This window comes from Ruegeria sp. YKSF57, from assembly GCF_059612585.1.
On sequence record NZ_JBXWQW010000010.1, the window covers coordinates 1 to 14,533 of the forward strand.

Sequence of the window (14,533 nt, forward strand, 5' to 3'; positions counted from 1 at the left end):
GGGACAGAGCGGCACTCCCCAAAGCGCGTTTTCCAGACTGTTCTGCATCGGGGCGATAGGGAGCATCGATTTGCGACTGGCTGTGAATGCGCGGCAGCAGGTCCTGCAGATGCTGGGCAGTCGCCTGGCGGAGTGTTTCGACGGCGGTCCAGATTGCCATCGGATCGGGTGTCGTGCCGCGTTCGTGCAGGGTGGCGGCCAGTTCCGACTGGGTCGGCAGGCCCAGCATCAGCGCGCGATAGGCCGGGTCGAGGTTGTCGTCCCGCAGAACGGCCAGCATCCCGTCCAGATAGTTGGTGTCGGGTGCCGCGTCCCGGGTGATCATCCGCAACAGCGTGTCCTGCGCCAGCGATCGCCCGGCCTCCCATCGGTTGAACGGGTCGGTGTCGTGGGCCAGCAGAAAGGCACGCTCGGAAGGCGTGCTGCCGCGTTCAAGGATGACCGGCGCGGAAAAGTCGCGCAGGATGGAGGGGACGGGTTTGGAATGCAGGCCCGGAAAGGCGAAACTCTGCTGTTTCTCGGTTAGCTCCAATACCTCTGTTTTTAGAATTTCGTTTCCATTTTGACCAAGCAAGCCTACTGCAACGGGGATCACGTGTGGTTGCTTGTCGGGCTGCCCCGGCGTCGCAGGCGTCGATTGGCTGAACGTCAGCGTATATGTACCATCGGCCCAGTTTTCCGCGACCTTCACCCGTGGTGTTCCGTCTTGCGAGTACCAGCGTTTGAACTGGCTCAGGTCGCGGCGAGTGACATCTTCGAAGACCTGCAGCCAGTCTTCAATGGTGCAGGCCTGACCATCGTGCCGATCAAAATAGAGATCGAGCGCCTTGGCATAGGCCTCGTCACCCACCAGACGCTTGAGCATCCCGATGACCTCGGCGCCTTTTTCGTAAACGGTGGCGGTGTAAAAATTGTTGATCTCCTGAAAGCTTTCTGGCCGGACCGGGTGCGACAGCGGCCCGTTGTCCTCGGGGAACTGGCGGGCGCGCAGCTCGATCACGTCATGAATGCGCTTGACCGGGGCCGAGCGCATGTCCGAGGTGAACTGGGCGTCGCGGAATACCGTCAGTCCTTCTTTCAGGCAAAGCTGAAACCAATCGCGGCAGGTGATGCGGTTGCCGGTCCAGTTATGAAAATACTCATGGGCAATGATTGCCTCGATCCGCTCGAAATTGGCATCCGTCGAAGTTTCGGGGCTGGCGAGAACACAGGAGGAATTGAAAATGTTGAGTCCCTTGTTCTCCATGGCACCCATGTTGAAATCATCGACCGCGACGATGTTGAACACCTCCAGATCGTATTCGCGGCCATAAACCTCCTCGTCCCACGTCATGGATTTCTTCAGCGCTTCCATTCCAAAGGCGCATTTGCCTTCGTCACCGGGACGGACGTAGAGATTCAGATCGACCTTACGGCCCGAGCGGGTTGTGAATTGGTCGGAATGGGCGACCAGATTGCCCGCCACCAGCGCAAACAAGTAGGCGGGTTTGGGCCAGGGATCATGCCATTCAGCCCAGCCTTCGCCATTTCCTGCTGGATTTCCGTTGGACAGAAGAACCGGGTGCGGCCCATCCCCGGGCACTGTGTCGCCATTCGACAGGACAAAGGGCTGACCGCTATCGATCCTGACGGTGAACGGGGCCATTACGTCTGGGCGGTCAGGATAAAAGGTGATCTTGCGAAACCCTTCAGCCTCGCATTGGGTGCAATACATCCCGTTCGACATATAAAGTCCTTCAAGCGCGGTATTTGCACTGGGGTTTATCTCGACCTCGGCCTCCCACACGAAAGGCGCCTCGGGGTCGGGCAGGGTAGCCGTTAGAATGCCATCTCGGATGTGGGGTTTCCAATCCTGCCCGTTGATCCTGGCCCATCGCAAGGTCATGTTCTCGCCGTTGAGGCGGAACTCGCGGTTGCCGGATTCCGGGTTGGGGCGGAACCGGATGCGTGACGTGACCAGGGTCTTGGTCGGGTGCAACCGGAAGGTCAGATGGACATCGTCGATCAGAAACCCGAATGGTGCATAGTCCTTGAGGTAGATCGTGGTCGGGGCGGCATCGCGCATCATAGGCCTCGTGTGGGTTGACTGCGTCGCGACCCTATGATGGTTCATCGTCGGGCTGCAAGCGCGGGTGGGCAATCGATCGGCTTTCTCGTATTTCCGAAAGGATTGTCTTGCAGATCCGAATAATCCCGGATTTTGTGGCGGTTGCCGGGCGCAGGGGGCTGCGCTAGGTAGGGTCTGCATACAGTTGCACACAGTAGCGGGGCGGGAAAATATGAGTGACAGGCTGGATCGGAACGGGCTGAAGGTGGCCGCTGAACTGGCAGAGTTCATCGAAACGAGGGCTTTGCCGGCCAGTGGTGTTTCGGTGGATGCTTTTTGGGCGGGGTTGGCGCGGATGGTGGCGGAACTGACGCCTAAAAATCGCGCCCTGTTGGCCAAGCGCAGTGAGCTGCAGGCCAAGATCGACGCTTGGCACATCGACCACCGTGGCAAGGCCCACGATCACGAAGCTTATAAGGCTTTCCTCACCGAAATTGGTTATCTGCTGCCAGAAAGCGATGACTTCGAAGTCGAAACCGCAAATGTTGATCCCGAAATCGCGACCATACCGGGGCCGCAACTTGTGGTGCCCATCACCAATGCCCGCTATGCACTGAACGCGGCCAATGCCCGGTGGGGCAGCCTGTATGACAGTCTTTACGGTACTGATGCGCTGGGCAGCCTGCCGTCGGCCGGTGGCTATGACCGGGGGCGCGGGGCACGGGTTGTGGCCTGGGCGCGTGTGTTTCTTGATGATGCGTTCCCGGTCTCGGGCACCAGTCACGCGGATGCGCGGCGTTACCATATCAAAGAAGGTATGCTGCTGGTGGATGATCTGCCGTTGGAGCAGCCCGAAAAATTCGCGGGCTACAAGGGCGATCCGCGTGCGCCGGATTCAGTTTTTTTATGCAACCACGGTCTTCATGTAGAGCTGGTCTTCGATCGCGCCCATCCGATTGGTAGCCGCGATCAGGCCTGCCTGGCCGATGTCCGGATGGAAAGCGCTGTTTCGGCAATCATGGATTGCGAGGATTCGGTCGCGTGCGTCGATGCCGAAGACAAGGTATTGGCCTATTCCAACTGGCTGGGTCTGATGAAAGGTGATCTGACCGAAGAGGTCAGCAAGGGTGGAAAAACCTTCACCCGGCGACTGGCGGGGGACAAGACCTATACCACTCCCAGCGGCGAGATGGCGGCGCTGAAGGGGCGCGCGCTGATGCTGGTGCGCAACGTGGGCCATCTGATGACCAACCCGGCCATTCTGGATGGAGAGGGGCAGGAAATATTCGAAGGGCTTATGGATGCCCTGATCACTGTCATGATCGCAAAGCACGATCTGGATCGTGAGGGCGGCAATTCGGTTCATGGCTCGGTCTATGTGGTCAAGCCCAAGATGCACGGCCCGGAAGAAGTGGCTTTTGCAGTAGAGACTTTTGACATGGTCGAGGACATTCTTGGTCTGCCGCGAAATACCGTGAAAATCGGTATAATGGATGAGGAACGACGCACGACGGTCAACCTCAAGGAATGTATCCGCGCCGCGAAATCGAGGGTGGCTTTCATCAATACAGGATTCCTCGACCGGACGGGTGATGAGATTCATACATCGATGGAGGCGGGGCCATTCAGCCGTAAGGATTTCATCAAGCGCAAGGCCTGGATCGGAGCTTATGAAAACCTCAATGTCGATATCGGGCTGGAATGCGGGTTGCAGGGCCGGGCGCAGATCGGCAAAGGCATGTGGGCCATGCCCGACCGTATGGCGGCGATGCTGGAGACCAAGATCGAACACCCCAAGGCAGGTGCGAACTGCGCCTGGGTGCCCAGCCCAACGGCAGCAACGTTGCATGCGCTGCATTATCACAAGGTCGATGTGTTTGCGGTGCAGAACGCCCTGAAAGCCGGCGGGCGCCGGGCGCATGTGGACGGCATTCTGGACATCCCGCTGGCGGCGTTCCGCAAATGGTCGCCCGACCAGATCCGCCGCGAAGTGGAGAACAACGCGCAAGGTATTCTTGGATATGTCGTGCGGTGGATCGATCAGGGGGTCGGATGCTCCAAAGTGCCCGACATCAACAATGTAGGCCTGATGGAAGACCGCGCCACCTGCCGGATTTCGGCTCAGCATATCGCCAACTGGCTGCATCACGGCGTCGTATCAGGGCAGGACGTCATGGCCGCAATGCGTAAGATGGCGGCTGTGGTCGATGAGCAGAACGCGGATGACCCGGCCTATCGCCCCATGGCCCCGGGCTTTGACGGCATGGCCTTTCAGGCGGCGTGTGATCTGGTGTTCAAGGGGCGTGAACAGCCCTCGGGATATACCGAGCCGGTGTTGCATGCGCGGCGCTTGGAATTGAAGGCCAGCCTGCGTTAAGGATACATAGGCAAGCGGCAAAATCCCGCTGGCAGATTTCTGATGTCCAGATGAAAGGGACAGGATATGGCAATTACCCTGCGGCGTGCGCGCACGATCATCCGAAAGGCTTTGGAAAAAGGCCACGAGATGGAGTTGAAACCCCTTGCAGTTGTCGTTCTGGATGCCGGAGGGCACGTGATTGCCTTTGAGCGCGAAGACGGTGCGGCGCCGGGCCGTTTCGCGATTGCGCACGGCAAGGCTTATGGTTCGATCATGTTGGGCATGGCGGGCACGGCGCAAATGCAGCGCGCCGAAGGTCAGGCCTATTTCATGGCGGCCGTGAACGGGGTCTATGGCGGGCAGGTGATCCCGGTACCCGGAGGCGTACTGTTGCGCGACAAGAAAGGCGCTGTCATCGGAGCAGTTGGCGTGACCGGTGACACGTCGGACAATGATGCGGCAGCGGCGCTGGCGGGAATCGAAGCAACGGGCCTTATCGGAGAGGTTTGATTTTTCGCCGCGAGGCGGGCGTGTCCGGGGCAATCCATCCGGCCAGCACTGCAGAAATGACAAAGGTCACGATCCCGCCGATTGCATCTGTCAGATGATGGCCGCCATGCATCAGGATTGCGGGTATCATCAAGGTATTGAGAGCCAGGGCCGGATAAATCAAACACGTACCCCTGAGGTACCAGACCGCCAGAAGTGCCATGACGGTGTGATACGAGGGAAATGCAATGGCGCCCACGATGTTTTCCGGGCCAATTTCCGGCAGGCCGTTGTCTGCCAAATGTCTCAGATAGGCGCCGTATTCGTTGTTGGTGACCAGCCCCGTCACTTCAATTGTTCGCTCGGGGATATTGTAAAATGCCGATGGCCCGACGCTTGGTGCAATCCACCAGATCAGTGTGGTCAAAAGCAAGCTGATGCTTCCTGCAAGCAGTGTCTGATGCAATCGAAGAATTTGACCGGTCAAAGATAAAAAGGCCACCAGAGCAAAAAGCTGTGCCAGAGAACTGATATAGACAAGGCCCAGAACCCGCGAGGCCAGGGGATAGTTCCCGAAAAACTCGACGAATGCGGGCCAGCTGTACCCGAAAACGGCGTCAATTCGCATCAGGGTCAGGTCGGTGCTCAGATCCTGCGTCGGAAAGCGCAGGAAAATCAGGAGCGTCGTAAAACAGGTGAAGCCCAGATAAATACTGTTCGCGATGGCCAGGTGGGCGAGGTTTTCGCGGTTTTTGCGAAGCCGTATATATAGTCCAGCCGCGAAGAGGGCCGCAGCAGATGCCGCGCCGGTGCCGAAACCGCGCCAATCAACGGGCTTAGCGTAAGCTGTGGATATGACGACGCAAAGCAAGGCGGTCACGACCAGCAGGATCAGGAGCAAGATCTCATTGGCCTGCAACGCGGACTTGAAAAACCGGCGCAAAAGAACTGTGTCGGAACAATGAGACGCGTCGCTCATGATACCTCGATCGGAAAAGGTTCACATGTGTCGATTGGCCGATTTTTGTGTCCAATTTGTGACGCCTGTGCGGGATTGTTGAGGAGTGTGACGTGTTTGGGTGGGGAGCGGGACATGTGGGCTGAGTGCATCAATGAACATCACATTGCGCTGTCGTGCAGGCCGTGTTCTGTTGCGGGGCCAGTTGCGACGCGCTAGGTTCGGGGCAACACACTCAACAAATTGGGAAAACCCATGGCGCGCCCGGTCGTCGGTATCATTGGAAACTCCTACCTGATCAACGATGAATATCCGACGCATGCCGGGGGGACGATGAACTCGGACGCGGTTGCGAACGTGTCAGGTTGTCTGCCGATGCTGGTACCCGCCGATCCGCGGTTGGTTTCGGTGGCCGAGCTTATGGAAGTGTGCGACGGGTTTTTGTTCACCGGTGGACGCCCCAATGTTCATCCGGAGGAATATGGCGAAGCTGCGACCGATGCGCATGGCGAGTTTGACCGGGCGCGGGATGCAATTACCCTGCCTCTGATCCGCGCTTGCGTCGAACGCGGTCAACCGATCCTGGGGATATGCCGTGGGTTCCAAGAGGTGAACGTCGCGCTGGGCGGAACGCTCTACCCGGAGATCCGGGACTTGCCGGGACGCATGAATCACCGCATGCCACCTGACGGCACGCTGGAGGAGAAATTCGCGCTGCGCCACGTCGTCACGCTGACGGAGAACGGTGTGTTTCACCGGCTGTTTGACGCGCCGCAGGTGATGACCAACACCTTGCATGGGCAGGGTATCAAGGTGCCGGGGAAGGGTATTGTCATAGATGGTCATGCTCCGGATGGCACGCCCGAGGCGATCTATGTCGAGGATGCACCGGGCTTTACCCTGTCGGTGCAGTGGCACCCCGAATGGGATGCCGCCAACGACCCGGTGTCGCGCCCGCTGTTCACTGCCTTTGGCGATGCCGTTCGCGGTTGGGCGGGGTGCAGGGGAACCGGGATTTATCGTCAAACCGCCTGATCCAGTTTGAGAACCACATCATTTTTTGGGGCCAGCTCGTGCATCAAGGCGTCGGCGCGTGCCATGAATTTTTCGCGCGCTGAGGCTGCAAAAGGATTGTCCTGTTCGATAGCGTGAAAGACGCAGGGCGGGTCATGACGCACCATGTCGATCGCTTCGCACAGACAATCAAAGCTCGCGGTGGTCAGACGGTTTGGCAACGGTTCCAGAGCGGTCATGGCGCGGGCGATGAAATGGGTAAGGCCCTGTGCAATGGCGGCCTCATGGTCATGCTCTTCGGCTGTTACAAGAAAAGGACGCAAGCCAAGATGGCGGCGCATCAGGGCGGCGAGTGTCAGACAGGCGTCACCGCGAATTCGGCATACAGCGATTTTTCGACCCTGCACGCCTTCCTTTGCGCTCTGCGGTCCGAACAATGGGTGCGTGCCGACAATCTGGACGTCGGATGGCAGGAGCCTCACCATGGCTTGAACCGGGCCGATCTTGACCGAGGCTACGTCGGCAACGATGGCCCCGGACCGCAGATGTGGGGCAATGGATTTGAGCGTCGTATCCAGAGCGCTGACAGGCACGGCAAGAATGATCAGATCGCATTGCGCAACCTGAAGCGGGGTGCCGCAGGTGATACTGGCAGGTGCGTTGTTCATCATCGGGTCGTGTACGATGATGGGAACAAGCGGTGACAGGTGCCGGACGATCAGGCGACCAAATGCGCCAAAGCCCATGAGGCCAACAGATCTGATTTCGGGTCGGGTTTGCATCGGGATACTCCGGGGGGTGGGCCGCGATGCAGGAAAGTGGATAAGTTCGAACCGCCTGTCGCGGCGGTTGAACATGATTGAGCGCCCGCCGTTATATGGACGGGGGATAATAGAAATTAACGAAGAAGGTCCGTTTCTTGCTCATGCGACGTGCTCTAGCGGCAAAGGCCGGTTCGGGTCAAGCCCAGAAGGGCAAACCCGCCTGAACGAGCGGGCTTTTCAATGCGGTTTCAAACCAACAGATTGAAGCTCTTGTTAAAGGGCATGCTGCGCGCCCGTTGTCCGGTCAGGTCGAACAGAGCGTTGCCGAGTGCAGGCATGGATGGGGGCGTTCCGGGTTCTCCGGCACCGCCCATGAAACGGTTGGTTTCCAGCACGCGGACCTCGACCTGGGGTGCTGTATGCATGCGCATCGCGTCATAGTCTGGGAAGTTCAGCTGTTCGACTTCGCCGTCAGCGAACGTGATTTCGCCGAAACAGGCAGCGGACAGACCGTACATCATGCCACCGAACATCTGTGCCTTGACGGTTTCGGGATCCAGCGCCAGCCCAATGTCGCAGGCGATCCAGGCCTTGCTGATGCGGATAGTACCGGAGTCTTCGATCACTTCGATCACCTGCGCAACCGGGGTGCCGAAACTATAGGTAAAGGCCACGCCGCGCCCGACGCCATCGGGTGTCTGGCCTGTCCAGCCAGACATCTCGCGCACCGCTTCTAGACAGCCCGCCGAGGGGGCGTGTTCGTCCTTCATCAGTTCCAATCTGAATTCCAGCGGGTCGCTCCCGGCGGCATGGGCCATCTCATCCATGAATGTTTCGTGGAAGAACCCGTTGTGACTGTTGCCGACCGAGCGCCAGAAACCGACTGGGACCTGCAGATCGGCAATATGGCCGCTCATGCGGTAGTTCGGCACGGCATAGGGTTGGTTGAAGAACCCCTCGACCAGCACCTTGTCGGGACCGCCGCCCGCGAAACCGGTCACTCTTGCCACGGCTTGGTGAGTGGGGGACTGAGACGCGACTTTACCATCGATCAGAACCGCCTTGCCGTCCACAACAGCACCGCGCATCCGGGCGATAGCTCCGGGGCGGTAGAAATCGTGGCGCATGTCCTCTTCGCGGCTCCATGTGGTCTGGACAGGGACATTGGGCATGGCCATTGCGACCTTTGTCGCGATCACGCCAAAGTCGAATTCGCCGCGGCGACCGAAACCGCCACCAAGATAGGTGGTGTGAACCTCTACGGCCTCGGTGTCGAGATTGGCGGCGCTGGCGCATTTCATCTGCATGATAGTTGGCGCTTGATTGCCGCCCCAGAATTCCAGCTTGTCACCCGAGAACAGGGCGGTTGCCGTCATCGGCTCCATCGTTGCATGAGCGAGATAAGGCACGGTATATTCTGCAGTGAATTCGGTGGCGCCCTCGGACATCACGCTGACGTCGCCATCGTCGCGCATGGTCGAGTTGGGGTTCTCGTCGAAGGCCTTGGAGATATTGGCAAAAATCTCTTCGGTTTCATTGGGATAGGGCGCGTCTTCCCATTCAACTGCAATCGCTTCGACGGCCTGAATGGCCAGCCATGTGTTGTTGGCGATCACCGCGACGCCGGTGCCCAAATTCACGATTTTCTCGACGCCCGGCATGGACTTGGCGAGGCTGTCGTCGAAGTCCTTCATACTGCCGCCGAGTTTCGGATTCATGCGCACGCTGGCGAATTTCATCCCCGGCAAACGCACATCAATGCCAAATTGCGCGGTGCCGGTGGCCTTTTCAACCATATCCAGACGCGACAGGGATTTTCCCAGATAGCGCCATTGGGACGGATCGCGTAGCGCGGTTTCGATCGGCTCAAGCCGAGCGGCATCCATCGCCAGTTCGGAATAGCTCAGCTTGGTGCCGTCCGGTGCGATGACGTGTCCGCTTTCGGTTTTGAGTTGGCTGCGTTCCGCGCCAAGCCGGTCTGCTGCGGCCTGTTTCAGTGTCTCCCGGGCCGACGCGCCAGCCTCTCGCATACGCTCGAACCCGTCTTTCATCGACGTTGAACCACCCGTCACCTGCAAGCTCAACACTTTGCCGACGACGCCAAGCGCCTCGCCCAGGTTGTGCTGGAAGTTCGACACGTCATATCCCTTGTTGGGCAGACCTTCACCAATCATCGCCGAGTTGTAGTAAGCGGCGGCGGCGGGGCCGTGCAACACGGTCACCTGATCAAGATCGACATCCAGTTCTTCTGCGATCAGTGCGGCCCATGTGGTCTTGACGCCTTGTCCCATTTCGGCACGTGGGGCGAACAGGGTAACGCCGTTCTGGTCGATCAGCACAAAGGGGTTCAGAGCAGCTTGCCCATCTTTGGGTTTCAGCGGGTTCGGGGCTGGTCGGTTAACGTAGTAGGCGCCAAATGCAACGCCACCGACAATGGCTGTGGAACCGATGAGGAAGGTGCGGCGCAGGATTTTTCCGATGCTTGCCATCTCTTACGCTTCTTTCAGTTTTGCTGCCGCGTCATGGATTGCAGCGCGAATTCGCGGATAGGTTCCGCAGCGGCACAGATTGCCTTGCATGGCTTCGTCAATCTCGGCATCCGAGGGGGCGGGGATTGCCGCCAAAAGTGATGCGGCCTGCATGATCTGCCCTGACTGGCAATAACCACATTGCGCCACCTGGTGATCGACCCATGACTGTTGGATGGCGGTCATCGCATCAGGTGTGCCCAGACCTTCGATCGTAGTCACTTCGCCCCAAACATCCGAGAGAGGCACCTGACAGGAGCGTACGGCCTCGCCATCGATGTGGACGGTACAGGCACCGCAAGCAGCGACACCGCACCCGAATTTGGTGCCAGTCAGACCGAGTTCATCGCGGAGCACCCACAACAGAGGGACTTCGTCGGGCAGGTCGACCTGATGGGTTTGGCCGTTGATGATGAGGGAAGTTGCCATGTCGGATCTCGCTATTGCTCTTGCTCCGGTTCCTGACAAAATGGGATAATAATGTCATGGTGTCAATTGACAAAATTTGCAAAAACTGTCACAGGTCAATCTATGAAAGACGCAGACATTGATCCCCGGCAAAAGGCGATACTCGAATCAGCCTGGCAGGCGTTTGCGACCTATGGGTTTCGCAAGACGTCGATGGATGACATAGCACGCGGCGCCAGGATTTCCCGTCCTGCGGTCTATTTGTATTACAAGAACAAGGAAGCGATCTTTCGCAGTCTGGTTGAGCTTCACTATGCCAGCAAGACCGCCGCTGTGAGGGAAGCCCTGAATGGAAGCAGGTCGGTCGCGGAAACTATGGCGGCCGCCATGGCCGCCCAGGGCGAAGGAATGGAAGCGCTTTTAAACTCTCCGCACGGTCTTGAGTTGCTGGATGCAGGAACATCGACCGCGCCCGATATCGTGCAAGAAGGTGAGGCACGATTGAGCGCCCTTTATGCCAACTGGCTGCAGCGAATGGCTGAGGCGGGAGTCGTGCATTTGAACGCCGACGCCTCTGACGTCGCTGCGACGATCACGTCAGCACTGAAAGGGATCAAGTCAACGGCGCCGGATTATCGCGTCTTTGTTGCGCGCGTCGACCAACTGGCGGGCTTGATTGGGGCGGGGCTGGAAGTCAGGTAACGCGCTGGCGAAGCTTGTATTCCGCGATGTCCCACAATTTGTTCTGCATCACATCGGCAAGAATGTCGGCGGCGCGCGTCACGTCTTGTTCGTCAATATAAAGCGGGGTGAAGCCGAACCGCATGATGTCGGGGGCGCGGAAATCACCGATCACTCCGCGCGCGATCAGGGCCTGCATGGCCGCGTATCCGTCGGAAAAGCGAAACGACACCTGACTGCCGCGTTGGCTCGGGTCGCGCGGACTGGCCAGCGTCAACTCGGGGCAGGTGGCTTCGACTTTTCGAATGAAGAGCTCGGTCAACTCTACTGATTTTGCACGCACATCCGCGATATCGGCCATGTCCCACACGTCCATTGCGGCCGAAAGGGCCGTCATCTGGATGACCGGCGGAGTGCCGACACGCATCCGTTCGATTCCGGTTCCAGGGCGGTAGTCGAGATCGAAGGCAAATGGTGCCTCGTGCCCCAGCCACCCCGACAGAGCCGGGCATACCCTGCCAACCAGACGTGGTGCAACGTAGATGAAAGCAGGAGCGCCAGGACCACCGTTGAGGTATTTGTACGTGCACCCCACTGCGAAATCGGCGTTGCATCCGACAAGATCGACCGGAATGGCCCCGGCGGAATGGGCAAGATCCCAGACAGTGACAACTCCATTGGCGTGAGCCAGTTCGGTCAGCGCTTTCATGTCGTGCATGCGACCGGTACGATAATCCACTTCGGTCAGCATCAGCACCGCGACCTCTTCGGTGATGTGATCCGCGATAGCCTCGGGGTCCACCACTCGCAACTCGTAGTCAGCCCCAAGTGACCGCAAAAGACCGTCGACCATATAGAGGTCGGTCGGGAAATTCCCGTTATCCGACAAGACGACCTTGCGGCCGGGGTTGAACTCCAACGCCGAGGCGACCGCCTGATAAACCTTGATCGACAGGGTGTCTCCGACGACCGTGCAGCCGGGTTCAGCCCCGATCAGTCTGCCGATCCGGTCGCCCAACCCGGTCGGCAAGCCCATCCAGTCCGCCTTGTTCCATCCGGTTATCAGCATGTCGCCCCATTCGTCGGACATCATGCTCTGAACCCGTACCTTTGCTGCTTTTGGCACCGGGCCCAGCGAGTTGCCATCAAGATACAGGATGCCTTCGGGCAGATCGAACATCGCCTTGGTCGCGGCAAAATCGGTCATTGTGGTCTCGCGAATTGTTTTAAGCTTGAAGTATGTGTTGGATATAGCTTCTGTCGGGATTTGTCCAGCAAGCCCGCTTAAACTTGCCCACCGGCTATCTGGATGCACTGCCCATTGATGCTTTCCGAGCCCGGCCGCACCAGCCACAAGGCTGCAGCAGCAACTTCGTCGGGTGCAATCAGCCGCTTGTGGCGGTTCTGGTCAACCATGACCTTCAGTGCATCGTCCTCGCTGATTCCGGTGCGTTGCGAAATGGACGCCTTGTTGCGCTCCACGATAGGCGTTTCGACATAGCCGGGACACAGTGCGTTGAAGGTAAAGGGCGTTCCCATGAATTCCTCGGAAAAGCTGCGTGTCAAGCCGATCAGCCCGTGTTTCGAAGCGGCATAAGCTCCAATTCCCGGCGCTCCGCGAAGCCCGGCAATGGACGCTATCGTAATGACCCGACCCCAGTCAGTTTCCACCATGGAGTGCAGGCTTTCACGAATCGTCAGGAAAGCACCATCGAGATTGGTTGCCATGATGTCCCGCCAGAACGCCAAATCCGTCTTTTGCAACTTCTTGCCGACGGCAATACCTGCGTTGGCGACACATATCTGGATCGGGCCGCGTGCATCGACGGACTGGTTGACACATCTCACGACATCTTCCTCGTCCCGGACATCCATTGCAGATCCGAAAATGCGATCATTGGCGACCTGATCCAGCACTTCTTGGCGACGTCCCGTAATTGTCACCGCTGCGCCTTCGCTGGCCAGCGCCCGGGCGATGGCCAATCCGATTCCGGTACCACCGCCGGTGACAAGCGCATGTTTTCCGTTAAGCGTCACGTGCAATCCTCCCTATTGCCACAAAGCCTATCGCGAGTTTTGCCTGTGACAAGACGCGCCGTCCCGTCACTTGAATTATTATGCATGAATGCGAATGTGAATCTGTAGTGCGGAGGGCAGATGTTTCAGAAATCCATGACCTATACTTATGTCGCCGCGTTGGCGGCATCTTCAGTATCCGCGAGCGAGGACATCGCGGACCAATATCCGCAATCCGAGCTGTATTCCAAGCCGGTCGAGGTCATCCCGCATGTTTTTTCCGCCATCGGGGCAACTGCACCGCCGACCTACGAGAATGCCGGTCACAACAATAACCTGTCCTTTGTCGTGACGGATGAAGGGGTTGTCGTCGTCAACTCGGGTGCGTCAAGCCGTCTGGCGGCGGCCTTGCATCAGGAAATCAAGGCGATAACCGATCAACCCGTGGTTCTGGTCATCAATGAAAACGGGCAGGGCCATGCGATGCTGGGTAATGGGTATTGGCGTGATCAAGGGGTCGATATCCTGGCGCATGTCGATGCCGTGACCGAGACCACTGAAAACGGCGATTTCATCCTGCAGGGAATGGAGCGATACAACAAGGATCGCGCTGAAGGCACCCGGGTTGAGCATGCAAACCTTACCTTTGAAGATGAATATGCGCTTTCTCTAGGTGGAGTGGAGATCAAGGTTCTTCATCTCGGGCCTGCCCACGACCCCGGTGACAGTCAGGTCTGGATTCCGCAATGGGGTATCATGATCACCGGCGACATCGCGTTTCATGAGCGGATGCTGCCGATATTCGAACATACCTGTACAAGTTGTTGGATAGAGACTTGGGAAACCAAGCTGGAACCCATCGCTCCGACTTACGTCATTCCAGGACACGGGCACCCCACGAACTTCGCTCAGGTTCGGCGGTACACAGTCGAATATCTCAAGGATTTGCGCGAAAAAATCGGTGTGCACATTGATGAGGGCGGCGATCTGGCCAGCGCATATTACGTAGACCAGTCGCGCTGGGAAGCTTTGGATACCTTCGAGGAGTTGGCGACCAAGAATGCAGGGCGCGTCTTCGAAGAAATGGAGTGGGAATAAGCCCTGCAATCAGCGTGATTTCCGGGCCATCGTGCCCGTGTTTTCGTCGCTGCGGCATATACGTTCTTTTTGGCGTTTTTCGACCGACAAGCTTTGCTAAAGCGATGGGAACGGTTTACGACATATTTCGAAGGAAAACCGACCCAACAACTTTGTCGCGAGCAAGGAATT

12 protein-coding genes are annotated in these 14,533 nt (G+C 58.2%); 5 read left to right on the top strand and 7 right to left on the bottom strand.

The annotated features are described in order from the left end of the window. On the bottom strand, window positions 1-2,065 hold a 2,065-nt coding region (gene pepN / locus AC2FLX_RS05905), incomplete at its 3' end, for an aminopeptidase N (RefSeq protein WP_496875392.1). Between the two features lie 214 nt (window positions 2,066-2,279). Here pepN and AC2FLX_RS05910 point away from each other — a divergent pair. Beyond that, window positions 2,280-4,424, top strand: a complete 2,145-nt coding sequence (locus AC2FLX_RS05910; protein WP_496810354.1) for a malate synthase G — start codon at window positions 2,280-2,282, stop codon at window positions 4,422-4,424. A 66-nt stretch (window positions 4,425-4,490) separates the two neighbouring features. Next, window positions 4,491-4,916, top strand: a complete 426-nt coding sequence (locus AC2FLX_RS05915) for a GlcG/HbpS family heme-binding protein (protein WP_496810355.1) — start codon at window positions 4,491-4,493, stop codon at window positions 4,914-4,916. Here AC2FLX_RS05915 and AC2FLX_RS05920 read toward each other — a convergent pair. Next, window positions 4,900-5,874 carry a phosphatase PAP2 family protein gene (locus AC2FLX_RS05920; RefSeq protein ID WP_480749246.1) on the bottom strand — a complete coding sequence of 325 codons (975 nt, stop codon included), beginning with the start codon at window positions 5,872-5,874 and terminating at the stop codon, window positions 4,900-4,902. The two genes, AC2FLX_RS05915 and AC2FLX_RS05920, sit on opposite strands and share 17 nt — an antisense overlap. Before the next feature lie 234 nt (window positions 5,875-6,108). Here AC2FLX_RS05920 and AC2FLX_RS05925 point away from each other — a divergent pair, with 234 nt between their 5' ends. Next, complete coding sequence (locus AC2FLX_RS05925) at window positions 6,109-6,888, top strand: gamma-glutamyl-gamma-aminobutyrate hydrolase family protein (RefSeq protein WP_480749247.1); 780 nt, start codon at window positions 6,109-6,111, stop codon at window positions 6,886-6,888. On the opposite strand, the gene AC2FLX_RS05930 is transcribed toward AC2FLX_RS05925, so the two are convergent. From AC2FLX_RS05930 to AC2FLX_RS05940, 3 genes are all read right to left on the bottom strand, one after another. Further along, a complete protein-coding gene (locus tag AC2FLX_RS05930; RefSeq protein ID WP_496810356.1) occupies window positions 6,876-7,649 on the bottom strand; it encodes a prephenate dehydrogenase/arogenate dehydrogenase family protein in 774 nt (257 codons plus the stop codon). The genes AC2FLX_RS05925 and AC2FLX_RS05930 overlap by 13 nt on opposite strands. A gap of 230 nt (window positions 7,650-7,879) precedes the next feature. Beyond that, window positions 7,880-10,120: a xanthine dehydrogenase family protein molybdopterin-binding subunit gene (locus AC2FLX_RS05935; protein ID WP_496810357.1), complete on the bottom strand. Its 2,241-nt coding sequence runs from the start codon at window positions 10,118-10,120 to the stop codon at window positions 7,880-7,882. Between the two features lie 3 nt (window positions 10,121-10,123). Continuing rightward, entirely contained in the window at window positions 10,124-10,588 is a 465-nt protein-coding gene (locus AC2FLX_RS05940; RefSeq protein WP_480749250.1) for a (2Fe-2S)-binding protein, read from the bottom strand. Between the two features lie 102 nt (window positions 10,589-10,690). On the opposite strand from AC2FLX_RS05940, the gene AC2FLX_RS05945 reads away from it, so the two are divergent. Continuing rightward, window positions 10,691-11,269 (top strand): TetR/AcrR family transcriptional regulator, encoded by a 579-nt coding sequence (locus AC2FLX_RS05945; RefSeq protein ID WP_480749251.1) that lies wholly within the window; start codon window positions 10,691-10,693, stop codon window positions 11,267-11,269. Here the strand turns inward: AC2FLX_RS05945 and kynU are convergent. Both kynU and AC2FLX_RS05955 read right to left on the bottom strand, forming a co-directional pair. After that, window positions 11,262-12,455, bottom strand: a complete 1,194-nt coding sequence (gene kynU / locus AC2FLX_RS05950) for a kynureninase (RefSeq protein ID WP_480749252.1) — start codon at window positions 12,453-12,455, stop codon at window positions 11,262-11,264. The genes AC2FLX_RS05945 and kynU overlap by 8 nt on opposite strands. A 77-nt stretch (window positions 12,456-12,532) precedes the next feature. Beyond that, on the bottom strand, window positions 12,533-13,285 hold the full coding sequence (locus tag AC2FLX_RS05955) for an SDR family NAD(P)-dependent oxidoreductase (RefSeq protein WP_496810358.1): 753 nt from the start codon (window positions 13,283-13,285) through the stop codon (window positions 12,533-12,535). Between the two features lie 120 nt (window positions 13,286-13,405). Between AC2FLX_RS05955 and AC2FLX_RS05960 the strand changes: the two genes are divergently transcribed. Beyond that, on the top strand, window positions 13,406-14,362 hold the full coding sequence (locus AC2FLX_RS05960) for an MBL fold metallo-hydrolase (RefSeq protein WP_480749254.1): 957 nt from the start codon (window positions 13,406-13,408) through the stop codon (window positions 14,360-14,362). Window positions 14,363-14,533 lie beyond the last annotated feature (171 nt).